30 protein-coding genes are annotated in these 25,202 nt (G+C 69.3%); 15 read left to right on the forward strand and 15 right to left on the reverse strand.

Translation table 11 applies throughout. From position 1 onward, the window contains the following. The first annotated feature begins 56 nt into the window (after window positions 1-56). Together ITJ62_RS04045 and ITJ62_RS04050 are read left to right on the forward strand one after the other, a co-directional pair. Window positions 57-305, forward strand: a complete 249-nt coding sequence (locus ITJ62_RS04045; protein WP_194599791.1) for a hypothetical protein — start codon at window positions 57-59, stop codon at window positions 303-305. Beyond that, the gene (locus ITJ62_RS04050; RefSeq protein WP_194599792.1) at window positions 302-538 is read left to right on the forward strand and encodes a hypothetical protein; all 237 of its coding nucleotides are present in this window, start codon (window positions 302-304) and stop codon (window positions 536-538) included. The genes ITJ62_RS04045 and ITJ62_RS04050 overlap by 4 nt, the downstream gene beginning before the upstream one ends. On the opposite strand, the gene ITJ62_RS04055 is transcribed toward ITJ62_RS04050, so the two are convergent. From ITJ62_RS04055 to ITJ62_RS04080, 6 genes are all read right to left on the reverse strand, one after another. Beyond that, window positions 535-1,272, reverse strand: coding sequence for a TetR/AcrR family transcriptional regulator (locus ITJ62_RS04055; protein WP_194599793.1), 738 nt, complete (start codon window positions 1,270-1,272; stop codon window positions 535-537). The genes ITJ62_RS04050 and ITJ62_RS04055 overlap by 4 nt on opposite strands. A gap of 58 nt (window positions 1,273-1,330) precedes the next feature. Next, a complete protein-coding gene (locus ITJ62_RS04060; RefSeq protein ID WP_194599794.1) occupies window positions 1,331-2,329 on the reverse strand; it encodes an alpha/beta fold hydrolase in 999 nt (332 codons plus the stop codon). 5 nt (window positions 2,330-2,334) lie between these two features. Beyond that, on the reverse strand, window positions 2,335-3,696 hold the full coding sequence (gene glnT / locus ITJ62_RS04065; RefSeq protein ID WP_194599795.1) for a type III glutamate--ammonia ligase: 1,362 nt from the start codon (window positions 3,694-3,696) through the stop codon (window positions 2,335-2,337). Window positions 3,697-3,887: 191 nt separating this feature from the next. After that, window positions 3,888-4,934, reverse strand: coding sequence for an NAD(P)-dependent alcohol dehydrogenase (locus tag ITJ62_RS04070; RefSeq protein WP_194599796.1), 1,047 nt, complete (start codon window positions 4,932-4,934; stop codon window positions 3,888-3,890). A gap of 143 nt (window positions 4,935-5,077) precedes the next feature. Continuing rightward, a complete protein-coding gene (locus tag ITJ62_RS04075; RefSeq protein WP_194599797.1) occupies window positions 5,078-5,611 on the reverse strand; it encodes an AAA family ATPase in 534 nt (177 codons plus the stop codon). Window positions 5,612-5,644: 33 nt separating this feature from the next. Next, window positions 5,645-6,013, reverse strand: a complete 369-nt coding sequence (locus tag ITJ62_RS04080; protein ID WP_194599798.1) for a VOC family protein — start codon at window positions 6,011-6,013, stop codon at window positions 5,645-5,647. A 63-nt stretch (window positions 6,014-6,076) separates the two neighbouring features. Between ITJ62_RS04080 and ITJ62_RS04085 the strand changes: the two genes are divergently transcribed. Beyond that, window positions 6,077-6,523 (forward strand): MarR family winged helix-turn-helix transcriptional regulator, encoded by a 447-nt coding sequence (locus ITJ62_RS04085; RefSeq protein ID WP_194599799.1) that lies wholly within the window; start codon window positions 6,077-6,079, stop codon window positions 6,521-6,523. An 8-nt stretch (window positions 6,524-6,531) separates the two neighbouring features. Here the strand turns inward: ITJ62_RS04085 and ITJ62_RS04090 are convergent, their stop codons facing one another. After that, complete coding sequence (locus ITJ62_RS04090; protein WP_194599800.1) at window positions 6,532-7,662, reverse strand: epoxide hydrolase; 1,131 nt, start codon at window positions 7,660-7,662, stop codon at window positions 6,532-6,534. A 109-nt stretch (window positions 7,663-7,771) separates the two neighbouring features. Here ITJ62_RS04090 and ITJ62_RS04095 point away from each other — a divergent pair, with 109 nt between their 5' ends. After that, window positions 7,772-8,353, forward strand: a complete 582-nt coding sequence (locus tag ITJ62_RS04095) for a helix-turn-helix transcriptional regulator (protein ID WP_194599801.1) — start codon at window positions 7,772-7,774, stop codon at window positions 8,351-8,353. Continuing rightward, window positions 8,350-8,934, forward strand: coding sequence for a hypothetical protein (locus ITJ62_RS04100; protein WP_194599802.1), 585 nt, complete (start codon window positions 8,350-8,352; stop codon window positions 8,932-8,934). Before ITJ62_RS04095 ends, ITJ62_RS04100 begins: the two co-directional genes overlap by 4 nt. Here ITJ62_RS04100 and ITJ62_RS04105 read toward each other — a convergent pair. The 4 genes from ITJ62_RS04105 to ITJ62_RS04120 form a co-directional block, all read right to left on the reverse strand. Next, window positions 8,931-9,467: a GNAT family N-acetyltransferase gene (locus tag ITJ62_RS04105; protein WP_194599803.1), complete on the reverse strand. Its 537-nt coding sequence runs from the start codon at window positions 9,465-9,467 to the stop codon at window positions 8,931-8,933. The genes ITJ62_RS04100 and ITJ62_RS04105 overlap by 4 nt on opposite strands. Before the next feature lie 395 nt (window positions 9,468-9,862). Then, on the reverse strand, window positions 9,863-10,831 hold the full coding sequence (locus ITJ62_RS04110; protein WP_194599804.1) for an NAD-dependent epimerase/dehydratase family protein: 969 nt from the start codon (window positions 10,829-10,831) through the stop codon (window positions 9,863-9,865). Next, entirely contained in the window at window positions 10,828-13,506 is a 2,679-nt protein-coding gene (locus ITJ62_RS04115; RefSeq protein WP_370581807.1) for an alpha/beta fold hydrolase, read from the reverse strand. Before ITJ62_RS04115 ends, ITJ62_RS04110 begins: the two co-directional genes overlap by 4 nt. After that, entirely contained in the window at window positions 13,500-14,486 is a 987-nt protein-coding gene (locus tag ITJ62_RS04120; protein ID WP_194718740.1) for a 3-oxoacyl-ACP synthase III, read from the reverse strand. Before ITJ62_RS04120 ends, ITJ62_RS04115 begins: the two co-directional genes overlap by 7 nt. A 361-nt stretch (window positions 14,487-14,847) precedes the next feature. Between ITJ62_RS04120 and ITJ62_RS04125 the strand changes: the two genes are divergently transcribed. Together ITJ62_RS04125 and ITJ62_RS04130 are read left to right on the forward strand one after the other, a co-directional pair. Next, a complete protein-coding gene (locus tag ITJ62_RS04125) occupies window positions 14,848-15,696 on the forward strand; it encodes an Abi family protein (protein WP_194599805.1) in 849 nt (282 codons plus the stop codon). Window positions 15,697-15,778: 82 nt separating this feature from the next. Further along, entirely contained in the window at window positions 15,779-17,005 is a 1,227-nt protein-coding gene (locus ITJ62_RS04130) for a pyridoxal phosphate-dependent aminotransferase (protein ID WP_194599806.1), read from the forward strand. 78 nt (window positions 17,006-17,083) lie between these two features. On the opposite strand, the gene ITJ62_RS04135 is transcribed toward ITJ62_RS04130, so the two are convergent. Further along, window positions 17,084-17,752 (reverse strand): YitT family protein, encoded by a 669-nt coding sequence (locus tag ITJ62_RS04135; RefSeq protein WP_194599807.1) that lies wholly within the window; start codon window positions 17,750-17,752, stop codon window positions 17,084-17,086. Between the two features lie 91 nt (window positions 17,753-17,843). Between ITJ62_RS04135 and ITJ62_RS04140 the strand changes: the two genes are divergently transcribed. Further along, window positions 17,844-18,335: an Lrp/AsnC family transcriptional regulator gene (locus tag ITJ62_RS04140; protein WP_194599808.1), complete on the forward strand. Its 492-nt coding sequence runs from the start codon at window positions 17,844-17,846 to the stop codon at window positions 18,333-18,335. 5 nt (window positions 18,336-18,340) lie between these two features. On the opposite strand, the gene ITJ62_RS04145 is transcribed toward ITJ62_RS04140, so the two are convergent. Continuing rightward, window positions 18,341-19,576, reverse strand: a complete 1,236-nt coding sequence (locus ITJ62_RS04145; protein WP_370581808.1) for an MFS transporter — start codon at window positions 19,574-19,576, stop codon at window positions 18,341-18,343. 82 nt (window positions 19,577-19,658) lie between these two features. Here ITJ62_RS04145 and ITJ62_RS04150 point away from each other — a divergent pair, with 82 nt between their 5' ends. Further along, the gene (locus ITJ62_RS04150) at window positions 19,659-19,973 is read left to right on the forward strand and encodes a helix-turn-helix transcriptional regulator (RefSeq protein WP_064295809.1); all 315 of its coding nucleotides are present in this window, start codon (window positions 19,659-19,661) and stop codon (window positions 19,971-19,973) included. 101 nt (window positions 19,974-20,074) lie between these two features. Continuing rightward, window positions 20,075-20,392, forward strand: a complete 318-nt coding sequence (locus tag ITJ62_RS04155) for a hypothetical protein (protein ID WP_191940097.1) — start codon at window positions 20,075-20,077, stop codon at window positions 20,390-20,392. Window positions 20,393-20,676: 284 nt separating this feature from the next. On the opposite strand, the gene ITJ62_RS04160 is transcribed toward ITJ62_RS04155, so the two are convergent. Then, entirely contained in the window at window positions 20,677-21,198 is a 522-nt protein-coding gene (locus tag ITJ62_RS04160; RefSeq protein ID WP_194599809.1) for a MarR family winged helix-turn-helix transcriptional regulator, read from the reverse strand. A gap of 131 nt (window positions 21,199-21,329) precedes the next feature. Here ITJ62_RS04160 and ITJ62_RS18910 point away from each other — a divergent pair, with 131 nt between their 5' ends. The 4 genes from ITJ62_RS18910 to ITJ62_RS04175 are packed head-to-tail and all read left to right on the forward strand — an operon-like array spanning window position 21,330 to window position 23,188. Further along, window positions 21,330-21,632 carry a hypothetical protein gene (locus ITJ62_RS18910; RefSeq protein ID WP_228498088.1) on the forward strand — a complete coding sequence of 101 codons (303 nt, stop codon included), beginning with the start codon at window positions 21,330-21,332 and terminating at the stop codon, window positions 21,630-21,632. Window positions 21,633-21,639: 7 nt separating this feature from the next. Then, window positions 21,640-22,191, forward strand: coding sequence for an RNA polymerase sigma factor (locus ITJ62_RS04165; RefSeq protein WP_370581809.1), 552 nt, complete (start codon window positions 21,640-21,642; stop codon window positions 22,189-22,191). After that, the gene (locus ITJ62_RS04170; protein WP_194599811.1) at window positions 22,188-22,805 is read left to right on the forward strand and encodes a hypothetical protein; all 618 of its coding nucleotides are present in this window, start codon (window positions 22,188-22,190) and stop codon (window positions 22,803-22,805) included. The genes ITJ62_RS04165 and ITJ62_RS04170 overlap by 4 nt, the downstream gene beginning before the upstream one ends. Beyond that, complete coding sequence (locus ITJ62_RS04175) at window positions 22,805-23,188, forward strand: hypothetical protein (RefSeq protein WP_194599812.1); 384 nt, start codon at window positions 22,805-22,807, stop codon at window positions 23,186-23,188. Before ITJ62_RS04170 ends, ITJ62_RS04175 begins: the two co-directional genes overlap by 1 nt. A gap of 6 nt (window positions 23,189-23,194) precedes the next feature. Here the strand turns inward: ITJ62_RS04175 and ITJ62_RS04180 are convergent, their stop codons facing one another. After that, the gene (locus tag ITJ62_RS04180; protein WP_194599813.1) at window positions 23,195-24,133 is read right to left on the reverse strand and encodes a DMT family transporter; all 939 of its coding nucleotides are present in this window, start codon (window positions 24,131-24,133) and stop codon (window positions 23,195-23,197) included. 72 nt (window positions 24,134-24,205) lie between these two features. Between ITJ62_RS04180 and ITJ62_RS04185 the strand changes: the two genes are divergently transcribed. Beyond that, on the forward strand, window positions 24,206-25,129 hold the full coding sequence (locus tag ITJ62_RS04185) for a LysR family transcriptional regulator (RefSeq protein ID WP_194599814.1): 924 nt from the start codon (window positions 24,206-24,208) through the stop codon (window positions 25,127-25,129). Window positions 25,130-25,202 lie beyond the last annotated feature (73 nt).

Here is a 25,202-nt window from a genome sequence, read left to right on the forward strand (position 1 = left end):
CCTCGACTGTATGCGGGAGCACGAGTGCACCGGCAGGCACGGCATAGGCTGCTCGCATGGTCAAGGCGAACGATCCCCAGTACCGGACGCCACGGCTGATTCTGGGATGGACGTGGGCGACCCTCGGTGTCGTGCAACTCGCGTTCAGGTTGCCCGCCGGCGCTGACAGTCAGGGCTATCTGTTCGGGGTCATCCTGGGTGCCGCGCAAATCGTCCTCGGCGCGGTTGTGTTGGTCCAGGCGTGGCGGCTCCCGAAACGCCCATCCATCGACGCAGCCCGGACCGACGCCGGAGACGGGCAATGACCCGCTCCCGCAAGCTGTGGCTCGTGGCGGCCGTCCTCTTCTTGGCGCTCGTGGCCGTGCAACTCTGGATCATCGTCTCGAACTGGTCGGGGACGAGTCGAGACTGGTTCCAGATCGTGCTCGCACTGGTGCAGGTCTCGCTCGCGCTGACCGTCATCACATCGAGCCTGCGGTCGGGACGTCGGACCCACTCGACGAACGCCCCATCTGAGGACGAGTCTCCGGCGGGTTAGCCGGCCGCGAGGTCGAGCGCGAGGGCAGCCCGCTCGACGTCGGCGAGCGCAGCGCGGTCGACAAGGAGGCTGTGGAGGGTGGCGGAGGCGGTGCGCCGCGCGAAGGCCCTGATGCGGTCGGCCTCGCTCGCACCTTCGGCGGCCTCGACCGGCGGGTACTGGGCGGCGATGTCGCCGGAGCCATAGCGGTAGGCCTTCTGCATGCCCTCGTTGGCGTGGAGCGCGGCCGCTGCCGCCCACTCCGGCGTCTCACTGCCGCCGAGGACGAGGGATCCCTGCTCCACCCCATCGCGGATGAGTCCGGCGATGAACGTGAACAGCGTGCGGTAGTCGGCCCAGAACGACGCGAGGTCGTCGGGATGCTCCGCTGCGAGCCGCTCGATCTCGTTGTAGTCGAAGGGCGCCTCGCAGATCGCGACGCCGTCCTCGTAGAGGACGCGGTAGAGCTTCGTGGGAACGTCAGCCTCGATCGAACCGAGGGCCTCCGCGGCGCCGACCGACTGGCGGTTCGAGGCGGCGGTCGCCCGCAGCACCTCGCGCTTGTTCGCGAACCAGTAGTAGAGCGAGGACTGCTTCATCCCGCATGCCTCGGCCAGCATCGTCATGCTCGTGCGCTCGTACCCGCGCTCCGCGAACAGCCTGGTCGCGACCTGGATGATCTCCTCACGAGGATCCTCGGCGGCGATCCCGCTCGCGCGAGGACGACCGGGCGATGCTCCTGTGCGGCCGGCCATCGATCACCACTCCCTGCTCGCGGACACCTCCGCCAATCCTACGGGCGGGCACGACGGCTCAGCTCTCGCCCAGCAGCTCCCGCATGGCCGCCTCGATCACGGCGGTCTCGGCGGCACGCACGCCAGGCCGCCCCGCGACATGGCCGAGGTCGGACTCGATGACCCGCACCTCGCTCCGAGGCATCATCGCCGACTCCAGGACGTTGTCCTCGACGGTGAAGTAGAGGTCGGTCGACGACGGCATGACGATGCTCCGCGCGCGCACGCCGCCGAGCGCCGCGGCCAACCCGCCCTCGACCCCTCGCCCGGGATCCGCCCGCTGCCAGGTGCGCAGCATCGCGAGCAGGTCGTTCGCGTCCCACCGCTCGTGGTCGGCCGCCCAGTCCTCGAGGAGGTCTGCGACGTCGGTGTACCCGAGCTCGCGGTAGGCGCCGTCGCGGAAGAACGCCTGCGAGTAGGCCCACCCTGCGTACACCGTCCCGAATGCGCGGAGTCCGGCCCGCGGCGGTGTCGTGTAGCGCCCACCGTCGAACGCCGGATCCGCCCGGAGCGCCGCCTCGACGCCAGCCAGGAAGACGGCGTTGTGGGGGGAACACCGCGCGGCACCGGCGACGGGGAGGAATGCCTCGACGAGCTCCGGGTACCGCACCGCCCACTCGTACGCCTGCAGCGCGCCCATCGACCAGCCGGCGATCAGCCGCCAGCGGCGGACACCGAGGTGCTCGGCGAGCTGCCGTTGCGCACGGACGTCGTCGCCGATCGAGACCTCGGGGAACACAGCGCCGCGCACCTCCTCAGCCGCGTTCGACGGTGACGTCGAGACGCCGTTGCCGAACAGGTTCACCGAGACGATGAACCAGCGGGCCGGGTCGAGCGCCCGGCCCGGCCCGATCCACGGCTCGTAGCTCGCGTGCGTCCCGGTGTAGTAGCTCGGAAGCAGGACGGCGTTGTCGCCGTCGGCGTTCAGCGCGCCCTGCGTCGTGTACGCGAGCCGCGCCTCCGGGAGGTCCGCGCCGGACTCCAGCGCGAACCTCCCGAGGTCGAGGACCTGGTGCATCGGGATCAGAAGAACTTCAGGTAGCGGGCGGTCTCCCAGTCCGACACGTGCGCCTGGTACTCGTTCCACTCCTGGCGCTTGTAGTCGATGAACGCGTCGTACATCGCCTCGCCGAACACGGCACGCGACAGCGAGTCCCTGGCGAATTCGTCGACCGCCTCGCCGAGGCTGCGAGGCAGCATGCCGATGCCGAGCTGCGCGACCTGCGCCTCGGTGTAGTCGTACATGTTCTCGGTGTGCGGCGCTCCCGGGTCGAGGTCCTCACGGATGCCCTCGAGGCCTGCGGCGAGGATGAGCGCCGCCCCGAGGTACGGGTTGCAGCTGATGTCGGCCGCCCGGCACTCCACGCGCCCGCCCTGGAGCGGCACGCGGAGCATGTTCGTCCGGTTGTTGTTGCCGTAGCTCACGAAGACCGGAGCCCAGGTGGAGCCCGACATGCTGCCCTGACGCACGAGCCGCTTGTAGCTGTTGACCGTCGGCGCGATGACCGCCGAGAGTGCCGGCGCGTGCTTGAGGACACCGGCGATGAACTTGTAGCCGAGCTCCGAGATGCCGCAACCACGCGGGTCGTCATCGGTCTCGAAGAGGTTCTCACCGGTCTCGATGTCGGCGAGCGACATGTTGAAGTGCGCACCCGAGCCGCTCCGGTCGGCGAAGGGCTTCGGCATGAAGGTCGCGAAGTAGCCGTGCTTGCGGACGATCTCGTTGGCCATGAGGCGGAAGAAGACGGCGCGGTCCGCCATGGTGAGCGCGTCGGAGTAGTTGAAGTCGATCTCGAACTGCCCCGGGGCGTCCTCGTGGTCGAACGAGTACACGCCCCAGCCCATCTCGGTCATCGCCTCGACCAGCTCGGTGAGCCAATCGAGGTTGTCGAGCGCGGCGGTCGCCGTGTAGCAGGGCTTCGCGAGGTCGTCGCGGTCGCTGACCTCGGTCACACCCTCCGGGGTGTCCTTGAGGACGAAGAACTCGGTCTCGATCCCGAGGTTGAAGGTGAAGCCCATCTCGGCCGCGGCATCGAGCTGGCGCTTGAGGATGTTGCGCGACGCCGCCTCGAACGGCTCGCCCTTCGTGTAGAGGTCGCTCGCGAAGAAGGCGACGTCCTTCCGCCACGGCAACTGCACGGCGCTGTCGAGGTCGGGACGGGCGGAGAGCTCCTCGTCGCTGATCGCCTGCGGGAGGCCGTCGAGCGCGGCCCCCGTGAAGAGCTCCGATCCCCCGGCCATGCGCTCGAGGTGCGACAGCGGGACGAACTTGGTCTTGATGCTGCCGTGCATGTCCACGAAGCTCGCCATCGCGTACTTGACGCCGGCCTCCTGCAGTCGGGCGCGGACGGACTCCACGGTGGTAACGGTCTCGACGACGGTCATGGGATGCTCCTCCGGTTGCGTCGCTGCCCTCGCCGCGACTCATTTCGATACTGTATTGAAAGTATGCGCGGCTGGAGTTTCGATGCAGTGTCGAAAGTGTTTCCGGGGTGTGAACCCTGCGCCGAGGTGCGCTGGAACGCAGAACCGGCGCCCGCCGCGAGTGCGACGGACGCCGGTTCCGGGAATCGTGGTTACGGAACGATGACCGCACGCCCGCGGATCGTGCCCGCGTGCAGATCCTCGTAGGCCTTCGGCGCGTCGTCGAGCGAGTACGGCTGCACCTCGACGTCGACCTTGCCCGCCTTCGCGAGCTCGAAGACCTCGATGAGCTCGCTCCGCGAACCCCAGTACGGCACCCGGACGGCGGCGTCGTACGCGATCGACCCGAAGCCGACGGTCGCCGATCCGCCGCCGATGCCCACGATCGTCACGTCGGCCTCCATGGCGGCGACCGCGGTGGCCGTGGCGATCGTCGGGTTGGCGCCGACGAAGTCGAACACCGCGTCGACCCCGACGCCACCGGTCAGCTCGCGGATCTTGCCCGCGGCCGACTCGTCGCTGATGAGCGTGACATCGGCGCCGACGTGCTTCGCCAGCTCGAGCTTCTCGTCGCTCACGTCGAGGACGATGACCGTCGCACCGGAGAGCGCCTTGAGCATCTGGATGCCGACGTGACCGAGGCCACCGGATCCGATGACGACGGCGAAGGTGCCGGCTCCGAGCTTCGGCAGGCTGCGCTTGATCGCGTGGTACGGCGTGAGGCCGGCATCGGTGAGGGACACGTTCTTCACGGGGTCGAGGTCGCCGATCGGCACCAGATGACGCACGTCGTCGACGATCATGTACTCGGCCATCGAGCCCTGGCTGCCGAGTCCGGGAGGACGGATCCCCTCGGCGACGGCGTTCGTGCAGTAGTTCTCCTTGCCCTGCGAGCAGTTCAGGCAGTGACCACAGCCCCACGGTCCGTAGACGGCGACCGCGTCTCCGATCTGCAGGCCGGTCTCGACCCCCTCACCGAACGACTCGATGACGCCGGCGCCCTCGTGTCCGAGCGTGAGCGGCAGCGGGTACTGCTGCGCGAGGTAGTCCTCGTCGGGGAGGCTCATGACGTAGTCGTCGGAGTGGCAGACACCGGCGGCGGTGACCTTCAGCAGGATCTCACCCGGCCCCGGTGTCGGCTTCTCGATCTCGACGACCTCGGGGGCCGAGCCGATCTTCGTGTACCGCAGTGCCTTCATGGTGGGACATCCTCCTCGAGCGTCGGAACCGCACGCCGCAGTCGCTCACTAAGCGACGTGTGTCAGATAAGTCTGACGGTTCCAGTATGCGCCTCGATCCGGCGGCCGGCACCCCGTTGACAGGGCCCTGGCGCCAACCCTCGTCAGTGTGGCTCCCAGGCCAGGACGACCTCGAGGAGCTCAGCACGAGACAGCCCGCTGTCGACCTGGATGACCGGCTGCGACAGGGTCGCGAGCCAGGCCTCGTGCGACGCCCGACTCCGGCCGTCGAACGCGGGGTCGTCGTAGCCGCTCGCCCAGGCACGGAACTCCCGCCACGCACGGTCGTCGTGCGGCTCGCCTGCCCGCCGCTCGATCTCTCGGGCCTCCAGACGCCGCAGCCGTTCCGCCGGGTCGAGGGTCACGAAGACGACCGCATCGCACTCGGCGACGATCTCGTCACCCCAGCCGGGCATCGAGCCCGACAGGACCCAGGCCTCCCGCGGCACGAACAGCTCGCGCATGAGCCGCACCCGCTCCGCGTCCGAACGCTTGGTGACGTAGGGCGGGTCGGTCGGCACCCAGAAGTAGTCGTCGGCGTCGGCATGCGGGACGGACCAGTGGTCGGCGAGCGCCCGCCCGAGCGTCGTCACGCCACTGCCACTCGCACCCATCACGTGCACTCTCGATCGTCGCATCCGTCCATTCTGACCGGTCGGACCCGGACGAGCTCAGGCGCGGTCGTGGAGGGTCAGCTGGTAGCCGTCCGGGTCGGCGAAGGTGAAGGTGCGACCGAACGGGCCGTCGATCGGCGCCGAGACGATCATGTGCCCGTCGGCGACGAGGGCGTCGTGGATCTCCTGGACGTCCGTGGCGTGCAGCCAGATCGCCGCGCCGATCCCAGGCTGGGGCGCGGAGGCGAGATCGGTTCCGGGGACGATGTCGCGCAGGGCGAAGGCGGTCGGCGTCGTCTCGAAGACGACCGCGTGCGGCGGGCCGGCCGGCGAGCGGACGAGGCCGAGGTACTGCTCGTAGAAGGCCTGCGAGGCGTCGAGGTCGGTGACCTGGAGGGAGATGAAGTCCGGTCCGGTGACGGGCATGATGTGCGTCCATTTCTGTCGTGTCAGTTATCTGACACGCTCAGCCTATGTCAGAATACTGACATGAGTCAAGACGGGATCGAACTGGACACCTCGTTGGGGTATCTCCTGAAGGAGGCGTCGAGCGCGCTCCGCTCAGCGATGGAGGCGGTGTTGCGACCACTCGGCATGACGATCACGCACTACTCCTGCCTCGAACTCCTCGCCCAGCGACCTGGGCTGTCGAACTCCGAACTGGCCCGCGGCGCCTTCGTCACCCGACAATCGATGAACGTGCTTCTGCAGGCCCTCGAGCGCGACGGCTTCGTCAGCCGCCCCGAACAGGCTCCCGTCGGCAAGGCACTGCCGACCCGACTCACGCCGCTCGGTCGCGAGCACCTCGCACAGGCGACCGCTGCCGTGCGATCGGTGGAGGTCCGGATGCTGAGCGGCCTGACCGCTGATCAGCAGCGGGAGGCACTCGTCGTCCTGCGCAGCATGATCCGATCACTTCGCGACGACGAGCACTGAAGCAGCCGTCAGTCGGTGATGGGAAGCGTCTCGACGAAGGCCTGGATCCGGTCCGCAACCGTGACCGGGACCTGCCAGGCCGTGAAGTGCGCCCCGCGATCCAGTTCCGTCCAGCTCCGGATGTCGCTGTACGCCCGTGCCGCGTAGGAGCGCGGGAGTCCGCGTTCGCCCGTCTGCACGGCGACGGCCACGGGCACCTCGATCAAGGGGAGTTCGGGCTGCTTCGGATGGTCGCGATACGGCCGGAACGATGATCCGATGCTCTGCGTGAACCAGTACAGCGAGACCGTGGTGAGCAGCGCGTCGTCGGTCCACCAGGTGCCGTCGCCCGCCCACGCGAGGAGCTTCTCCGCGATCCATGCGGCGAGGCCCACGGGCGAATCGTTCAGGGCCGTCGCGAGGATCTCGGGCCTGGTGGCCTGCACCCGGGCATAGGCGAGACCGCGAGCCCACTCCTGGTCGTGTCGATCGAGCCAGTCCTGCTCCTCGGCGGTGAGGTCGCGCGCTCGGGACGCCGACGGGAAGGCGGCGTGCGTCGCGAACTGCCCGATGACCGATTGGGGATACAGCGCCGCGAGCCAGTCGCTCGTCGTCGACCCGACATCCTCGCCGTAGGTGAGGTAGCTCGCGTGCCCCAGCACCTCGGTCATGAGTACGTGCATGAGTTCGGCGACCACCGGGCCGGTGAACGGCCGGTCCACGAGAGGCGCCGAGAACCCGTACCCGGGCAGCGAGGGGACGACGACCTCGAAGCCGAGTGTCCGGCCGTCGCCGAGGTCGACGGTGCGTCCTGCGAGTTCCCTCGCGAGCGGCAGCATCTCGATGAAGGAGTACGGCCAGCCGTGGAACGCGATCACCGGGACCGTCACCGTGACGCCGTCCGGCGCCATCAGCCGCGCGACATGCAGCCGCTGCCCGTCGACCTCCGCCTCGAACTGCGGCACATCCTGAAGTTCGCGTTCGATGCGCCGCCAGTCGAAGCCGTCCCGCCAGTGGTCGACGAGCGACCGCAACCGGTCGAGCGAGAGGGCGCTCTCCTCGCCGGCGTCGCCGATCGCGGCGGGGAGGCGAACCGCGTCGAGTCGCCGCCGCAGGTCTTCGAGGTCGGCATCGGGCACTTGGATCCGGAACGAACGCATGCGCTCGACGCTAGAGCAGACGTCCGACAGGGATGAACGATGCGCAGCGACGGTGTGTGACCACGACGCCCTGGTATCATTTAGCTATAGCTAATGATCGGGGGAGTCGATGAGTACGCTGATTCGGGACACGATGAGCGCTGCGGGGACGAGCGGGGCCGAACTGGCTCGGCGCCTGCACGTCACGCCTGGGGCGATCTCGCAGCTCTTGAAGTCCGAGGAGGACGCGACGATCAAGCTGGCATCGCTCGAGCGGGCACTGCGCGCCCTGGGGAAGGACATCGTCATCAACGCGGTCGAGTCTTCATCACCCGCCGCTCGGTTCTCGCCCGCCGGGGTCTCCCAGGCGATGAGCGACGCACTCATCGAGGGAGATCGCACCTTCGCCCTCCGCCTGCTGACGCAAGCGGCGCAGAAAGTCGCAGTCGAGCCCGACCTTGCGACTGATCCGCTGTTCGCCAGACCTCCAGAGCAACTCCCGGACACCGGATGGGACACCCTGTTCCGGGCCCATTACGGCCGAGCACTGCCTGATGCGCTCACCGCACGATGGCCCGAGCTGACGCCGCTGCCCGAGCCATGGTTCGTCTCCCAGTTCGACAGCCTGCGGGAGCGTGCGCGCACCCGCTCGCCGGAGCACTTGCGGCGCCTCAACATCTTCATCGACGAGCAGAGCCTGAGCCGCGCGTGAGCCGTGAGCCGCAGTTGGATCCAGGTTTCGTCCGCCAGTTGATGCGGGAGCTCGAAGGCGCTTTGACCGAGCGGAAGGTGAACGGACGAATGTACGTGGTCGGAGGGGCTGCACTGGCTTTGCAGTACCCGGACGATCACGACATACGTGTGACGACCGATGTCGACGCGGTCTTCTGGCCAGACATTGAAGTGCGAGAAGAAGCAGCGAGGCTGGCGGAGCGCTATTCACTTTCGCCGACCTGGTTGAACTCGAATGCAAGGCCGTTCATCCCCGACGGCCGAGGAGACGTCAAAGCACACTCCGAAGGCTTCGTCGTCGCTCTTGCAGATCCGAAAGTGCTCGTCGCGATGAAGCTCGCGAGCGCTCGGGAACAGGATCTCAGCGACCTCGTCTTGCTGGTGAGACACCTGGGGATCACCGCTGCGGAAACCCTCGTCGACATCGCCTTCGACATCTATGGCGAGGAATCGATGAGTCTGACGGACAGCCGAGAAGACGTGTACCGCCTCGCCGTCGATGTCATGGCCGCGGCAACGCGTGCGACAGGCAGATCGACGCCGCCAGACCGGACCTCCTAACGAACCGGAAGAAGCAGATCGCCGTCAGGCACCGGGTCCGTCGCCAAGCGGGCGTGCAGCTCGACATCGAAGCGATCGGCGCCGTACGCGAGCTTCTGCCGTTCGATGCCCTCGGCGAGGAAGCCGGCCCGTGTCGCGACCCCGCAGGAGGGAGGGTTGTTGACCCGATGTCCTAGTTCCAAGCGGAACAGCCCCTCGCGGAATGCGTGATCGGCGACCGTCCTGACCGCTCGCGTCGCGAGACCGCCACCCCGCGCACCCGTGATCAGCCAGTAGGACAGCCAAGCTGTGGAGTGCCGACGGTCGATCGCGGAGACACCGACGTTGCCGACCACCGAACCGTTGCGAACGATCGCCCAGCTGAGTCGGGACTCGGAAGAGGTCAGCGCGCGCTCGATGAAGTGGACGGCGTCCTGGACCGTCGACAGGTCCGCGTCGCCGAATTGCGGAGCCAGGTCGACGTTCTCGACGTAGGCGGCTTGGAGGGATTGCGCGTCGTCGGCGTCCCACAGACGCAAGAACGTATCGACCATGCGCACAGTCTGGCAGCACCCGCATCGCCGGGTATTGGCGCGGGTCAACTGATGACACCGCCCGTCGCGACCGGTAGCATCGCCGGTACCGGGCTCCCTCGCCCGGTTGTGGCCCAGACCCCGCCGCCGCTCGAATCGGCACCCGAATGTCTGGATCGCAGCGGCGGGGCTGGGTTCAAACACCCAGGTTCGGATAGCCATCTTGCGAACGGATCGGGCGTTCCGCCGAAACGACCGGATCAGGCGCGTAACATCATCGGTACCGGGCTCCCTCGCCCGGGTGTGGCCCAGACCCCGCCGCCGCTTGAGTCGGCATTCGGGTGTCTGGCACGCTGCGGCGGGGCTGGGTCTGTGCGTCGGCGACCGACTGCAGGAACACCTGCCCGGCGTCTGATTCAGGCGCGGTAGTGGGCCGCCAGGCGCTCGAGACCCTCGTCGATCGAGACCGCCGGCGTCCAGTGCAATGCCGCGCGGGTCTGTCGCTGGTCGAACCAGTGCGCGGTCGACAACTGCTCCGCGAGGAAGCGTGTCATCGGCGGCTCATCGGCGCCGGGGCGGATGCTCCACAGGCGCTCGACGAGCCCACCGGCAGCTCGGGCGACACCGGCGGGGACGCTGAAGGCGGGCGGCTTCACGCCGGCAGCACGGCAGATGCCTGCCAGCAGCTCGCCGACCGGACGCGGCTCACCGTTCGTCACCACGAACGCACGACCGTGTGCCGTCTCGGCGTGTTCGAGCGCCGCCGCGATGGCCGACGCCGCGTTCGCGACGTACGTGCTGTCGATGAGCGCGGTGCCGTCGTCGAGCAGGGGCAACCGGCCGCGGCGCGCACGGTCGACGATGCGCTCGACGAGCTGCGGATCGCCTGGACCCCAGACCAGGTGCGGCCGTACGACGACGACCGCGAAGCCGCGGCGGTCCCGCGCGAGGGCGAGCAGCTCGCCCTGCGCCTTCGTGCGCGCGTACTCACCGCGAGCCGCGCCGGGATCGGCCGGTTCCGCACCGACACCCACGAGCGCAGAGCCACCGTGCGCGACGGACGGCGAGGAGATGTGGACGAACCGCGAGACGCCCGCGGTCTCGGCCGCGTCGAGGACGACCTCGGCCCCGGCGACGTTGACCCGCTCGAACTCCGCCGGGTCACCCGCCAACGAGACCTTCGCGGCCAAATGCACGACCGCGTCGACACCGTCCATCGCCGACTCGACGACTGATGCGTCGGTGATGGATCCGCGCACCTCCTCGACGTCGGTGAGTGCCGACGGTCCACGCTGCAGCACCCGGACGCGATGCCCACCGCGGAGCAGCTCGAGGGCGACCTCGCGGCCGAGCATGCCGCTCGCGCCGGTGACGAGGACGGTCACGGGGTGCTCAGCCGTTCACCGGCCAGGATGCCTTCCGCCCACACCGACAGGCGGGTGCGGTCGATCTTGGAGTTGTGGCGGATGTCCGTCGGCAGCTCGGGGACCACGAAGACGGCGACGAGCGGCTGCGGTGAGGCGTCCCGCACCTGTGCTGCGAGCTGGGCCTCGGCGAGCTGGACCCGCTTCGTGCCCGCGGTCGTCTCGACGATCGCGACGCACTGGCGGAGGCCCTCGGGGCCGACGCCCACGACGGCGGCGCGGCGAACGAGCGGCACCGTCTCGATCGCCTGCTCCGGTCCGACCGGAGCGATCGGTCCGTCCTGGGTCGCGATCACGTGCGGCAGACGGCCCTCGATCCAGAGGCGGCCATCGGCGTCGAGATGCCCGACATCGCCGGTGCGGTGCCAGCGTCCGTCATCGGCGACCTCGCGGACGGCGGCCCGGTCGGTCAGCCAGAGCCGGTCGTACTGCGACTTGAGGTGCTCGGCCGAGATGATGACCTCGCCCAGGCGGTCCGCGTCCTGCGTCGGCGCACCCGTGGCGCGTCCGGCCTCGTCGAGCGGGCTGATGCGCACGTCGACGCCGCCGATGGGCGTCCCGACGCACACACCCGCGTGTTCGGTGTCCTCGTCGGGCAGCGTGTCGAGGGTGATGTCCGAGACGAGCAGACACTCGGTCATGCCGTACACCGCGTGCGCGGACGCGTTGGGCAGGACGCCCACGAGTGCCGTCAGGAGCTGTCGGCTGACGGGCGCGCCCGTCGAGAGCACGGTCCTGACGCCTTGGAGCGCCTGACGATCCGCACCGTCGAGCGCGTCGGCCGTCGCGACCACGTTCAGGATCGCGGCCGGCGAGAGGAACACGATGTCGGCGTCCGTCTCGGCCACGGCGGCAGCGACCGCTCGGGCGGTGAGCGTCCGGGGCGCCGAGATGTCCATCTCCGGCGTCGAGGAACGGGCTCCGAGCGCCGGGCCGAGCAGCGCGAACGGCGCGAACCCGGTGACGAGTCCCGAGTCGGCGGTGATCGCGAAGTGCTCGGAGAGGACTTCGCGCAGCGACGACAGCTGAGCGTGGGTGTACTTCACGCCCTTCGCCGGGCCGGTCGATCCCGAGGTGTAGAGGATCGCCGCGAGGTCGGTCGGGCCGGGTTCGCCGGGCAGCTCAGGCGTCGTACGGGCGTCGAGCAGGTCCTTGAGGCTGTGCGAGACGCCGAGGGCCGTCGCGGTCGCGCCGGGGAGGCGGGCGGCGGAGATCTTCACGCCCGGCCAACCGAGCGCACGAGCGGCGGCGAGCCCCTTGGTCTCGCCGATGACGTACGCGGGCCACGCGCCTCGGACCGCACGGTGGAGGCCCTTGACGCCGAGACCGGCGTCGGCGACGACCACGACCGCACCGATGCGCAGGCAGGCGTAGATCACGGCGGTGAGCGTGGCGCCGGGCGTGACGAGCAGCGAGACGCGGTCGCCGCGCCGGACACCGATGCGGTGCAGGCCGGCGGCCAGGCGTGTCACGCGGTCGTCGAGTTGCCGCCAGCTGACGCGACGAGCCGCACCCGAACCGCGCTGTTCGACGATCGCATCGCTGTCGTCGGTGCGTCGCTCGTCCAGTCGCCGCCAGAGCGGTTCGAAGTCGGGCTGCTCGGTCGCGGCGGCGGCGGACTCCGTCGGCGCCTCCTCGACCGGCGCGCCCTGCGGCAGCCGGTCGTCGAGCCAGGTGAGCAACGACTCGGCGACCGGGGCGTCCTCGATGACGAGGTGACCCGCGCCGGCGAAGCGGTGGACCTCCGCGTGCGGGAGGCGGTCGGCGAGGTCGTCGAGGTAGCGGTCGCTGAAGATCGGGTCGCGCGGACCCCACAGCATGACGGCCGGGACGCGGAGCTGGGCGACGTCGTCGGCGAGGCGCTCGAGACGCGGGAAGCTGACGTGCTCCGGGGTCGCCGGGATGTCGGCGACGAACGCGCCGATGCCGCGACGGCGCGCAGGAGCGGAGTACGGGCTGCGGTACGCGTCGCGGACGTCGCGGTCGAGCGGCGGGGACGCGAGCGACAACGTCGTGTCGAGGAAGGCGGTGGTCTGCACCGAGCCGGCGCCGAGCATGCCGCGAGCGCCGGCGAGCCGCAGGGGTGCCGGGATCGGGGTGCCCTCCGGGTGGTGCACGGCCGTGTTGAGCAGCATCGACCCGACGAGGAGCTCAGGGTGCTCGGTGGCCCAGCCGAGGGAGATGACGCCGCCCCAGTCGTGACCGAGGGTGACGACGGGACCGGTCAGGCCGAGTGCGTCGGAGAAGGCTGCGAGGTCGGCGATCCGCTGTTCGAGCGTGCGGGTGACCTCGGTCCGCTCGGACCAGCCCATCTCGAGCTGGTCGACGGCGACGACGCGCCAGGCGGTCCCGCCGGCGTGGGCCTGCTCGACGGACCGGGTGATGAGCGAGCGCCAGAGGTACGACCAGGTCGGGTTGCCGTGGACGGCGAGGACGGTGCCCACCGGCTCGACACCGGCTTCGCTGAGCGCGTCGGCGGTGTCGAGGTAGTGCCAGTTCCTCGTCACGCCGTCGTCGGCCAGACGACCGGGGACGTCGATGCGGTGCGAGTACCGCGCAGGCAGGCCGGGCAGACCGGCGGCGCGCACGCCCATGGTCCGCAGGCCGACGTTCGCGGCGACCGTGCCCGCTACCACGCGAGTTCCATGAGGCCGGTGTTCAACCCCGAGCCGACGCCCATGAGGAGGACGCGGTCGCCCTTGTTCAGGGTCGACTGCTGGTCGGCGAGGGTGATCGGGATGGAGGCCGGTCCGACGTTGCCGAGGTAGGGATAGGTGACCGGGACGCGACTGCGGTCGAGCGAGGCGGCTTTCACCATGGAGTCCGTGTGGATGGACGACACCTGGTGGGTGATGTAGCGGTCCATTTTCGACCACCGCCACGAGTCGCCGGCGGCTTCCTTCCACGCGGAGACGACGAGGTCGAGCCCGCCCTTGAGGAGTGCTCGGGCATCGGTGAACATGCCGTCGACGCTGCCGACGCAGAGGTGGTTGAACTCCGTCGCAGCGCGGGTGACGCCACCGAGGATGCGGTGTCCCTCGGGGTGACGGTCGGCCGGCCCGATGACGGCGGCGGCGGCCCCGGAGCCGAGGGTGAGGGAGGCGAACTCGCTCATGAAGTCGTCGCGGTCGATGGTGCTGCCGCTGAGGCGCTCGATGGTGTTGGCGTGCACCTCGCTCGCGTCCTCGCCGTTGACGATGAGCGCGTACTCGATCTGGCCGGACTCGATCATCGCGGCCGCCATGGTCATGCCGGTCACGAAGCCGAGACAGGCGTTGGCGATGTCGAAGTTGATGGCCGAGCTCGGCAGGCCGAGGCCGTCGTGGATGCGGACGGCGACGGAGGGCTCGAGGTGCTGCCGCGTCACCGAGGTGTTGATCATGAGCCCGATCTGCGAGGGCGAGATGCCGGCCTCGGCGAGCGCTCGGCGACCGGCCGACACCGTGGCGTCGTCCGAGTTCTCGCCGGGTCCCCAGTGTCGTCGCTCGACCACACCGGCGACGCGTCGCAGGATGCCCTTCGGGAGGCGGGCGCGTTTCATCGCGGCCGCGAGGCCCTCTTCGATCTCGACCGAGGTCACCACTGCGGACGGCAGCGTGCTCGCCACCGACAACATGGCCACATTGTCGAATCGGGTAGTTGCGTTTCCGGTCACGATTCCTCCGTGCCTCTGACCAGGCAGTCTTGACCGCCAGCGTCTGACGGTACTCCTCTACCCTGAACGTGGACGAATCGTGTCCCCGTTGTTGACAGCGGGTGCCCAGCGGGACAGCGCCATCGCGAACTGTCCACAAGCATGTTCGCCACGGGATGGGCCTGTTACGATCGTTCTAACAGTTCCCCCCGGGGATCCTGCAGTGTCCTTCAGCGGATGCCGGGATCGGTCGGGGGGCCTTTTTGTATCGGTCGGGGGGCCATTGGCGACGCACGCGGCGGGCGGGGGTAAGCGCTCACTTTCGATCTCTGAGCAAGTCGGGTTGCTCGAAGCCCGGGGACTCGTCGACGAGGCGGGCCATCTCCCCCGTGCACTCATGACACACGGCTACTTCCGGCTCTCTGGGTACTGGCGGTATTTCCAGATTGATCCGAGTGCAGGGAGGAACGCATTCCTTCATGGAACGGAGTTCTTGGAGGTCCTCGACATCTACCGCCTCGACTCTGAGCTTCGGAATCTCCTGCTCGAAGGCATCTCCGAGGTCGAAGTGGCGCTCCGGGCGTCGTTGATCGCAAATCTGTGTACACCGGGTGGCCTGGGGACCAGGTATCTCCACGAGACGATCTACTCGGACAGAGCCGATGCCAGCGGAAGAAGCCACCGAGCGAAACTACTCTCAGACATTCGCGACGACATCGCGCGGTCGAAGGAGCGTCACGTCAGGCATCATCGCTTGACGGGAGACGGTTCGGTACCGCTCTGGGTCGCGACCGAGGCGATGTCGTTCGGGACGCTGTCCCGGATGTTCGGGCTTCTCGCCGACCGGGAGACCCAGCGGCGGGTGGCGAAGCGCTTCGGTTACGACGACGGGCTCTTCTCTTCGGCCCCGTCCAACCTTCGTGCGGTTGCCGTGTTCAGGAACGTGTGCGCGCACCACAGCCGCATCTGGAACCGGCCTGTCCAACAGGATCAGCCACGATTGTTCTCCGGAGCGTTCGCACCTGGAGTGAGGCCTCGCGACTTCGTCGGCGCACCGTGGGGCGTCATCTCCGTCCTCGGGCACATGGTCATGCAGGTCCGCAACGACACCACGTTCGCGGACGCGGTTCACCGCTTGGTGACGAGCAACTCCTTGTACTGGCAGGGGGTCTCGGATCCCAGCGACGCGTGACCATCCCGCGCGAATGCGTCACGAGCCATGCAGTTGGCAGTGGCACTGCCACGCGCGCAGGTCGCCGCAGTAGCCTGTGGGGATGACCACCCGCCGCACCCTCGACCAGTCCTCCAAGCTGAAAAGCGTCCTCTATGAGATCCGGGGGAAGGCCCTCGTCGAGGCCGTGCGACTCGAGGCCGACGGGCACCGCATCCTCAAGCTCAACACCGGCAATCCCGCCATCTTCGACTTCGAGGCACCGCACCAGATCGTGCGCGACATGATCGCCGCGCTCCCCCACTCCCACGGGTACAGCGACAGCCGCGGCATCCTCTCCGCGCGCCAGGCCGTCTCCTACCGCTACGAGGAGATGGAGGGGTTCCCCCGGGTCGACCCGGAGTGGGTGTTCCTCGGCAACGGCGTCTCCGAGCTCATCACGATGACGATGCAGGCCCTGCTCGACGACGGCGACGAGGTCCTCATCCCCGCGCCCGACTACCCGCTGTGGACCGCGATGACGAGCCTCGCGGGTGGCACGCCCGTGCACTACCGCTGCGACGAAGAGGCGGACTGGGCGCCCGACATCGAGGACATCCGCTCCAAGATCACGCCGAACACCAAGGCGATCGTCGTCATCAACCCGAACAACCCCACGGGTGCGGTGTACTCCCGCGAGGTGCTGGAGCAGATCGCCGGGGTCGCGCGCGAACACGGGCTCCTCCTGCTCGCCGACGAGATCTACGACCGCATCCTGTACGACGACGCCGTCCACATCCCGATGGCGACCGTCGCCCCCGATCTGCTCTGCCTCACGTTCAACGGCCTGTCGAAGACCTACCGGGTCGCCGGCTACCGGTCCGGCTGGCTCGTGATCACGGGACCGCGTGACCATGCGCGCGGCTTCCTCGAGGGCATCAACCTCCTCGCGTCCACGCGTCTGTGCCCGAACGTGCCGGCGCAGCACGCCGTGCAGGCGGCGCTCTCCGGCGTGCAGTCGATCGACGCCCTCATCGCACCGAGTGGTCGCCTGCTCGAGCAGCGCGACGCCACCTGGGCCGGCCTCAACTCGATCCCCGGCGTCTCCTGCACCAAGCCCATGGGTGCCCTCTACGCCTTCCCGCGCCTCGACCCCGAGGTCCACGAGATCCACGACGACGAGCTGTTCGTCCACGATCTGCTCGTGGCGGAGCACATCCTGCTCGTCCAGGGCACGGGCTTCAACTGGCCGGACCCCGACCACCTGCGGGTCGTCACCCTGCCGGAGGAGCGCGTCCTCACCGACGCGATCGAGCGTCTCGGCAACTTCCTGTCCTCCTACAAGCAGTAGGCGCTCGACAGCACGACATCAGCGCGGTAGCAGGACATTCTCCAGAGGAGTTTCCTGCTGCCGGGCGGATCTCCTGCCCTACACCCCCAGGTACCGGCCCGGCCGGTGGTTCAGCGCGAGGATGAGGTTCAGGAGGACCGCACCGAGCGCCGAGACGAGCACGTTGAGCGGCGGCACGGCCACGAGCGACACGAGCACCACCACGGTGTCGACGGCCATGAGGACGTAGCCCGCGCGGATGCCGAACCGGTCCTGGAGGATCAGCGCGACGATGTTGAACCCACCGAGACTGGCTCGGTGTCGGAACAGGATGAGGATGCCGACGCCGCAGAGCACGTTGCCGACCACGGCCGCGTAGAACGGGTCGATGTGCCCGACCGGCAGGAACAGCGGGTGCACCCCCGACAGGACGGACACGAGCACGATCGCGCCGCCGCTCCGCAACGTGAACACCCAGCCCTTGCCGCGGATCGCGAGCAGGAAGAACGGCAGGTTGATCGCGATGAACAGCACCGGGAACGGCACGGGCGCGAGGTAGCTGACGAGAAGCGACAAGCCGGCCGTCCCGCCGGTCACCGCCGACCCCGCCTTCAGGATGAACAGCCCGAACGACACCACCGTGACGCCGACGAGCAGGCCGAGGATGTCCTCGACCACCCCGTGTCGGACCGGAGACGGTGCCGGGGCAGGTGTGGAGGGAGCCTGCTGCGCGCTCGACGGCGCGGCACTCGGCTGCTGGGTGCTCATTCCGCCAACGATGCGTCAGCTCATCGTCTTGCGCAACACGAGTAGAGTGCAGTGGTCATCGTGCTCGATTCCCAGCCCGAGAGTGAGCAACATGCCTCATCCCGCGACCATCGACCACCTCGACGCGCGCATCCTGACCGCGCTCGACGACGACCCGTCCATGACGGCGCTCGCCCTCTCACGCACCCTCGGCGTCGCGAGGAACACCGTCCACGCCCGCCTGCGTCGACTCGAGACGAGCGGCGCACTCGGCGCCCCGAGTCGCCGGGTGCGACTGTCGGCGCTGGGCTACCCCCTCACCGCGTTCATCGAGATCTCCATCCGGCAGGACCTCGCGACCGAGGCCTACGCGGCCCTCGAGTCGATCCCGGAGATCGTCGAAGTGCACGCGACCACCGGCGACGCCGACCTCTTCGCGAAGGTCGTCGCGCACGACACGGAGGACCTGCACCGCATCGCCGGGGTGCTGCTCGCGGCTCCGGGCGTGGTCCGGACGAACACGAAGGTCTCACTCATCGAGGTCATCCCCTACCGCGCGTCGACCCTCCTCGATCGCCTCGCCGAGGGGCCGTCAGTGCGCTGAAGCCGTCAGTGCGCTGATCGGGCACGCACCACGGCGGCGGTGCCCGCGGCGATCGCGACGACCGTGCCGTAGCCGAGGACCGTGGCGTGGAGCCCGATGGCCGAAGCGAGGAGACCCGCGATGACGGCCGGGACCCCGAAGGACAGGTAGGCGACGATGTACAGCGCGGCGAACAGCTCAGCGCGCTCGTCGGCCGGCGCGAGCGGGACGAGCGAGGCGATCGTGCCCATGAACGCCGTGCCGAACCCGGTACCGGCGATCACAACGGCGACCACCGCGATCGGGAGCGACCCGAGGATCAGCGCGACGAGGAGGAGCACGGTCCCGGCGGACAGCGCGGACGCCCCGTAGACGGCCGCGACGACGGGTCGGCGACGGTGCAGCACCGCGGCGGCGACGGCCCCCGCGGCCGGCAGCAGCCCGATGAGCAGCGCACCCCCGAGCTGTCCGTCGACGCCGAGTTCCGTGTGCATGATGCTCGGCCCGAGGGAGAGGAACAGGCCACCGGTCGCCCACCCGCCGAGGACGATCGGGATGCTCACGACGAACAACCGTCGGGCGTCGACGGGGACGGCTGCGCGGGGTCGGATGGCACGGGCCCATCCGGGAGCGCGGGCGGAGGTCTCCGGCACGATCCAGATGGACACCGCGATGAGCAGGTAGGCGACCGCCAGCGGCAGGAACGTCCAGCTCGACGGATCGGCGACCGTCTGCAGCAGGACGCCCGCGAGGATCGTGCCGGCGGCGAGACCGATCATCGGTGCGATGGCGTTCAGCAGGGTCGCCGCTCGCGGCCGCTCGGGCGGGGCCAGATCGATGATGGTCGCCGACAGTGTGGAGAGCAGCGCCCCACTGGCGAGCCCTTGGAGCACGCGCGCGAGGTACAGCAGTGCTCCGGAGTCGACGTGCCAGAGGAGCAGCATGCTCGCGGCGAGCACGACGAACCCTGCGGTGATCACCGGGCGGCGTCCGAGGTGGTCCGAGACCGAGCCGATCGTGAGGAGTGCGACCAGCAGGGCGAGCGCGTAGGCCGAGAAGGCGATGGTGACGCCGATCGGGCCGATGCCGAGCCGTTCCTGGAGCTCCGGGTAGAACGGTGACGGAGCGCTGGCGCCGGCGAGCATGAGCGTGCTGCCGAGCCCCGCGAGGATGAAGCCGAAGGGGCGCCGCGGAATCGCGGGCACACCGGTGGCCGCGGTGGGCACGGGTCGGGTCGAGGGTGACGGGGTCGTCGTCTGCACGGGGCGGCATCCTTTGGTTCCAAAAATATCGAACGATTGGACGATACGCGCTTCCCGCCGATTGTTCAACTATTATCGAACCATGCCCGCACCCGCCGATCTCACGCACCCCGACCGCGAGGCGATCGAGCTGCCGGCCGTGCTCTTCGCGCTCAGTGATCCCGACCGACTCGAGATGGTGCGGCAACTCCGGGACGGCCCGATGGACGCGGCGAACTGCACCGCCCTCGACCCCACGATCCCGAAGTCGACGAAGTCCCACCTCATGAAGGTGCTCCGCGAGGCCGGCGTCATCCGGAACGAGCCGAACGGTCGCCACCGCACACTCACCCTGCGGCGTGACGACCTCGACACCCGGTTCCCGGGCCTCCTCGACGCCGTCCTCGACGCCGACTGACCGGCGCTCCCACCCCTCGGGTTCGCCGCTCGTGGACGGGAGCTGCCAGAATTATCGGCGCGGTGATCCACCGCGCACACGACGACAGGGGGCTGGGGAACATGGGAACGCTGCGGTACGGGAACGAAGCACTCGAACTCGAGGACCGGACCCTCGCCCACGTGCAGATGGTCGTCGTCTCCAAGCTCCGCAAGGGTGAGGCGTTCCTCCTCTCGTGGACCATCGACCCCGCTCACGGCTCGGGCCGCTACGCGATCTGGATCGAGACCGGCGTCCCCATCGTCTTCCGGTTCACCGGCTCCCGCCCGGTCGCGCTCAACCGCGCCTGGTTGCAGGCCATGCTCGACCGCACCTACACGCCGGCGGGGCTCGAGCTCATGCCGGAGACCGACTACCCGGAGCTGTCCGCCGACAACTGAGGCGCGGCAACCGGCACGATCCCGAATAGCACAAGCGATCCGACCGTTCAAGCATCGGCCGTCCGACACGTGCTCGATTACGATCGGATCATCGAAGGTCGGGGACTTCTGAGAGTCGGCTCGAGCGGTGCCTGGAGGGCCCGCAGCGCGCGGTCGAAATCGTCGAAGACATTCGGAGGCGGGCCACACGGATCAGACCGTGCGGCCCGCCTCGCTGTTTCCCTTCAGACCAGGTGGGGAAGACCGAGCGACCTCCCGGCCCATCGCCGCCTCAGAGCCGCGGCTCAGTGCTGCGGCTGCCCCTCGGGCTCGGTGCGGTCGATCGAGTCGACGGCCTCGCGCATGCGGTCGAGGAAGTCGACGATGCCCGCAGCGATCTCCGGTTCGATCCCGGTGGTCGCCTCCATCATGCGGTGGTGCATGTGGCTGAGCGTCTTGCGGACCTCCGAGTCGGCGACGTCGGTGGTCGAGACGGTGACGCGGCGGCGGTCGGTCTCGCTCGGCCGACGGACGACGTGGCCCGCCGCCTCCAGGCGGTCGAGCATGACCGTGACCGATGAGGTCTTGATGCCGAGGTAGGCACCGAGATCCGTGGGGCTGACCAGGCGGTGCTCCTGCTTGGCGCGCAGCATGAACCGCAGCGCGAGGAGGTCGTTCTCCCCCATGTGCATCTCGTCGCGCGTCCGACGACGCATGGCCGCCTCGGCGGCGCGGTACAGACGCATGGCCTCGAGCATGCGGCGGCCGCGCTCGTGCTCGTCCTGTTCGTACCAGTAGTGCTGGGCGTCAACGGCTTGGGCGGTCATGAAGTCCAACAGTAGTGGTTCTCGTAACGAGATTGTCTAGCGGAGTCCGGATCGCGATGTCAAGTGGGGTACATGCAGACGCATGAATAACTAGATTCTCTAACAACACGAACGTTGAGCAAGGAGCAGTCATGAGCACGGTGTTGGAGCGAGGCACAGGGACCACGGTCGCCTGGGCTGAGCCGGATGCGACCCTCTGGGTCGCCTCGGTCGACGGCGAGTACGCCGGCATGGTCGAGTTCCGGGACGGCCGCTTCGTCGCCGCCTCGAGCACCGGCAAGGACCTCGGGGTCTTCGTCTCGCTGCTCCGCGCCAAGGAGGCGGTGGAGAACGGCCCGACGAAGACGCTCCAGTTTCCGTACGTCGCCGCTGTCGCCGCGTCCGCGATCGTGTCCGCGACCGCCGTCGCCTTCACCGCGTTCGCCGTCCTCTAGCCACACCGTGAAGCGCTCGCTCGAGGTCCTCCCGGACGGCATCCTCGCCGAGCGCGCAGCCGACGGAGACGCCACCGCCTTCGAGGTCCTCGTCTTCCGGCACGGTTCCCTCATGCGCGCCTACGCCGTCCGCGTGCTGGGGAACCAGTCGGAGGCGGAGGACGTCGTGCAGGACGTCCTCATCCAGGCGTGGGGCCAGCTGGACCGACTGAACGACCCGAATGCGGTGAAGTCCTGGCTGATGCGTATGGTCTCGAACCGGGCGATCGACCGCATCAGACGCCGCCGCGAACACAGCGAGATCGAGGATTGGAATGCCCCCGCGCCGTCCCATCAGTCCCCGGAACGGGTCGTCGAGGTGCGCATGCAGATGAGCGCGCTCGCTTCGATCCTCGACCGACTCCCCGCCATGCAGCGCGAGTGCTGGATGCTCAAGGAGACGGGCGGTCTGTCGTACGTCGAGATCGCCGAGTCGCTCGGGGTCCCGACGTCGACGGTGCGCGGCCAGCTCGCGCGGGCCAGACAGACCGTCCTGCGGGAGATGGAGGTGTGGCGATGAACGACGACGACCACGAGTCCATGCTCGACGGCCTGGCCGGCGCCGACCTCGACGGGCACACCATCGACGAGCTCTCCGACTACCTGGACAGCGGCCGTGAGCCCCTCGACCCCGACATCGAAGCCTCCCCCGGTTGCCAACTCGCCCTCGACGCCCTGCTCCGGCTGCGCACCCAGACCTGGGCGCTGCTCAAGTCGGAGGCGGCGACGCACTCAGAGCAGGACCGCTCCTGGATGCACGCGGTCCTCCAGAACATCTCGCTCGAGGCGCACGCCGGTCGGGACATCCCGCTCAGGCACGCGGACCCCGAGGTGCACCTGCGCATCACGGAGGGCTCCGTCCGCACCCTGATCCGCGGGGTGGGCGACAGCGTCGGCGGGGTCATCGTCGGTCGGGTCCGGCTCGACGGCGATGTGACGACCCTGGACGCGCCCATCACAGTGGCGATCACCGCCTCCGCCGCGTTCGGCAACAACCTCGAACGGCTGTCGCAGCTCATCCGGGATCGCGTCGTCGCGGAACTGGCCACGCACACCGAGCTCAACGTGGTCGCCGTCGACGTCACGATCATCGACATCCACACGCAGCGCGTCGCCCGGCCGGAGGACTCCTGATGGACACCGATGCCGCACTCTCGCAGCAGCTCACCGCCGTCGTCGCCGCGACACCGGGGGTCACGACGGTCTACGCGTCCGGGTCGCCGATCCGTGCGGTCCTGCGGACCGTCGCCGACGCGGTCGGCCGCGACGACGAGGAGCCGACGAAGGTCGCCGTCCGTCGCGGAGCCGACGGTGCGCTGACGATCGGCGTGACCATCGGCGTGACCGACGGGGCTCCGGTCCCGGCGACCCTCCGTCTCGTCGGCGATGCGATCCGCGGGGTGCTCGCGACGTCGATGGAGGGGACGCCGATCCGCGAGATCGACGTCCGCGTGTGCCGGATCGAAGACGCAGCACCGCTGGGAACGCCGCTCACGGGCGCGGCGACCACGCTGTAGACCCCGTCAGACGGGCGCCGGCTCCTGCTGCACCGTGGGTGCCGTGCCGGTCGTCCGCGCGCGGTGGCGGCGTTCGATCGCCTGGCCGACATAGCTCGCCACGATGATCAGCGCCGCACCGAGCGCACCCAGCGGGCCGATCGCCTCCCCCGCGATGAGCACGCCGACGAGGAGCGCCCAGACGGGTTCCGTCCCCATGAGGATGCTCGCGCGCGAGGCCGAGGTCCGCCGCACCGCCCACAGCTGGACGACGAACGCGAACACGGAGCACAGCAGACCGAGGAACAGCACGTCGAGCCAGCCGCGCAGATCGAGCAGGGTGACGGCTGCGGCGAGTCCGTCACCGGCGATGAGGCTGAACGCCCCGGCGCACACGAGCATCTGGACGAAGACGACGCCGAGCGTGCTGTCGGTTCGACCTCGCGTCAGGTGCGCACTCGACGTCACGTGCACCGCGCGGACGACGGCGGCGGCGATCACGAGCGCGTCGCCCGCGGTGGGTGCGCGGAGACCGCCGTCCGACACGAGCAGCGCGACACCGACCACGGCTGCGACCGCGGCGACGAAGTAGGACCTCGGGAGCCAGGACCGCGACGCGACACCGTCGAGCACCGGCGTCATGACGAGCGCGAGGCTGATCAGCAGCCCGGCGTTCGTCGCCGAGGTCAGGTGCACGCCCCACGTCTCGAGGCCGATGATCGCGGCCTGCGAGCAGCCGAGTGCCGCCGCGATCAGCAGGCCCCGTCCGCGAGGGAGCCGCTCCCGTCGCACGAGACAGATGAGCCCGATGGCGATCACCGCCACCAGGAACCGCAGGGCGACCGCGGCCGGCACGCCGGTGACGGCGGCGAGGTCCTTCGCCGCGAGGAAGCTGGCGCCCCACACCGCCGCGACCCCGACGAGCAGCACGTCGACGATGAGTTCGGAGGGTGCGCGGCGGGCCATGCCGCTACTCTCCTGGAGACGGACACGACAGAACAACAGGCAGTGTCTGGATCGACGATGAAGGAAAAGCTTATGGATCCCGCGCGCCTCCGCCTCCTCCGCGAACTCGGCGACCGTGGCAGCGTCGCCGCGGTCGCCGCAGCCATGCACGTCAGCGCCTCGGCCGTGTCGCAGCAGCTCGCCGCACTGCAGGCCACCATGCCGGTGCCGCTCACCGAGAAGCACGGGCGCCGCCTCGTCCTCACGGAGGCCGGCGAAGCCCTCGCGGTCGCCGCCGCGCGCGTCGAGGAGGCTCTCGCCGAGGCCAGGGACGCCGTGGACTCCTTCCTCCAACACGAGCAGCGCCCCGTGAGCGTCTCCGCGTTCCACAGCGCGGGGCTGGCGTTCTTCGGACCGCTGCTCGCGAGCGGCCCCATTCCCGGAGCCGATGCGACCGGTCCGGTTCCGCGGCTCCTCCTCGCCGACGCCGACGTCGCGCAGGACCGGTTCGCCGGGCTCACCGCCGACTACGACCTCGTGATCGCCCACCGCCTCCCGCACGAACCGGCGTGGCCGCTCGACCGCCTCGTCGTGACACCGCTGCTCGTCGAACCCCTCGACATCGCGATGCACGAGGCGCATCCGCTCGCGGCGCGGTCGGAGCTGCGACCGGAGGATCTGCGCGACGAACGCTGGATCTCCACGCACGAGGGGTTCCCGCTCGCCGGCGTCCTCCACCACCTGGGAGCGCTGAGCGGCGAGGCGCCGCGGATCGACCACCGCATCAACGAGTTCTCGGTCGCCGCCCAGGTCGTCCGCACCGGGGCTGCGATCGCCGTCATGCCGCGCACCACGGCGGCACCGTTGGCCGTCGACGGCATGGTCCTCCGACCGGTCGCCGGCGCGGTCCTCGTCCGGCACGTCGACGTCCTGGCGAGACCGGAGGCGATGGCGCGATCCGCGGTCCGGTCGGTGCTCGCCAGCCTCCAGCGCGTGGCCGCCGACGCGGCAGGCTGAGCTCGTATCAGCCCTCCGACGAGACGTCCACCCCCAGTCGCCCGACGCCCGGGAGGCGCAGGGTGGATGGACA

The sequence above is a fragment of the Plantibacter sp. VKM Ac-2876 genome, from assembly GCF_015350715.1.
GTDB lineage: Bacteria > Actinomycetota > Actinomycetes > Actinomycetales > Microbacteriaceae > Plantibacter > Plantibacter auratus.

Excerpts from the sequence above, each read along its gene's own strand:
- ITJ62_RS04185 (WP_194599814.1), top strand. The coding sequence starts at position 24,206 with ATGGATCCCGCGCGCCTCCGCCTCCTCCGCGAACTCGGCGACCGTGGC.
- ITJ62_RS04105 (WP_194599803.1), bottom strand. The coding sequence starts at position 9,467 with ATGGTCGATACGTTCTTGCGTCTGTGGGACGCCGACGACGCGCAATCC.
- ITJ62_RS04130 (WP_194599806.1), top strand. The coding sequence starts at position 15,779 with ATGACCACCCGCCGCACCCTCGACCAGTCCTCCAAGCTGAAAAGCGTC.
- ITJ62_RS04135 (WP_194599807.1), bottom strand. The coding sequence starts at position 17,752 with ATGAGCACCCAGCAGCCGAGTGCCGCGCCGTCGAGCGCGCAGCAGGCT.
- glnT (WP_194599795.1), bottom strand. The coding sequence starts at position 3,696 with ATGACCGTCGTCGAGACCGTTACCACCGTGGAGTCCGTCCGCGCCCGA.
- ITJ62_RS04045 (WP_194599791.1), top strand. The coding sequence starts at position 57 with ATGGTCAAGGCGAACGATCCCCAGTACCGGACGCCACGGCTGATTCTG.
- ITJ62_RS04140 (WP_194599808.1), top strand. The coding sequence starts at position 17,844 with ATGCCTCATCCCGCGACCATCGACCACCTCGACGCGCGCATCCTGACC.
- ITJ62_RS04155 (WP_191940097.1), top strand. The coding sequence starts at position 20,075 with ATGGGAACGCTGCGGTACGGGAACGAAGCACTCGAACTCGAGGACCGG.
- ITJ62_RS04060 (WP_194599794.1), bottom strand. The coding sequence starts at position 2,329 with ATGCACCAGGTCCTCGACCTCGGGAGGTTCGCGCTGGAGTCCGGCGCG.
- ITJ62_RS18910 (WP_228498088.1), top strand. The coding sequence starts at position 21,330 with ATGAGCACGGTGTTGGAGCGAGGCACAGGGACCACGGTCGCCTGGGCT.
- ITJ62_RS04160 (WP_194599809.1), bottom strand. The coding sequence starts at position 21,198 with ATGACCGCCCAAGCCGTTGACGCCCAGCACTACTGGTACGAACAGGAC.
- ITJ62_RS04070 (WP_194599796.1), bottom strand. The coding sequence starts at position 4,934 with ATGAAGGCACTGCGGTACACGAAGATCGGCTCGGCCCCCGAGGTCGTC.
- ITJ62_RS04075 (WP_194599797.1), bottom strand. The coding sequence starts at position 5,611 with ATGCGACGATCGAGAGTGCACGTGATGGGTGCGAGTGGCAGTGGCGTG.
- ITJ62_RS04095 (WP_194599801.1), top strand. The coding sequence starts at position 7,772 with ATGAGTACGCTGATTCGGGACACGATGAGCGCTGCGGGGACGAGCGGG.
- ITJ62_RS04175 (WP_194599812.1), top strand. The coding sequence starts at position 22,805 with ATGGACACCGATGCCGCACTCTCGCAGCAGCTCACCGCCGTCGTCGCC.
- ITJ62_RS04050 (WP_194599792.1), top strand. The coding sequence starts at position 302 with ATGACCCGCTCCCGCAAGCTGTGGCTCGTGGCGGCCGTCCTCTTCTTG.
- ITJ62_RS04055 (WP_194599793.1), bottom strand. The coding sequence starts at position 1,272 with ATGGCCGGCCGCACAGGAGCATCGCCCGGTCGTCCTCGCGCGAGCGGG.
- ITJ62_RS04090 (WP_194599800.1), bottom strand. The coding sequence starts at position 7,662 with ATGCGTTCGTTCCGGATCCAAGTGCCCGATGCCGACCTCGAAGACCTG.
- ITJ62_RS04180 (WP_194599813.1), bottom strand. The coding sequence starts at position 24,133 with ATGGCCCGCCGCGCACCCTCCGAACTCATCGTCGACGTGCTGCTCGTC.
- ITJ62_RS04150 (WP_064295809.1), top strand. The coding sequence starts at position 19,659 with ATGCCCGCACCCGCCGATCTCACGCACCCCGACCGCGAGGCGATCGAG.
- ITJ62_RS04080 (WP_194599798.1), bottom strand. The coding sequence starts at position 6,013 with ATGCCCGTCACCGGACCGGACTTCATCTCCCTCCAGGTCACCGACCTC.
- ITJ62_RS04170 (WP_194599811.1), top strand. The coding sequence starts at position 22,188 with ATGAACGACGACGACCACGAGTCCATGCTCGACGGCCTGGCCGGCGCC.
- ITJ62_RS04120 (WP_194718740.1), bottom strand. The coding sequence starts at position 14,486 with ATGTTGTCGGTGGCGAGCACGCTGCCGTCCGCAGTGGTGACCTCGGTC.
- ITJ62_RS04085 (WP_194599799.1), top strand. The coding sequence starts at position 6,077 with ATGAGTCAAGACGGGATCGAACTGGACACCTCGTTGGGGTATCTCCTG.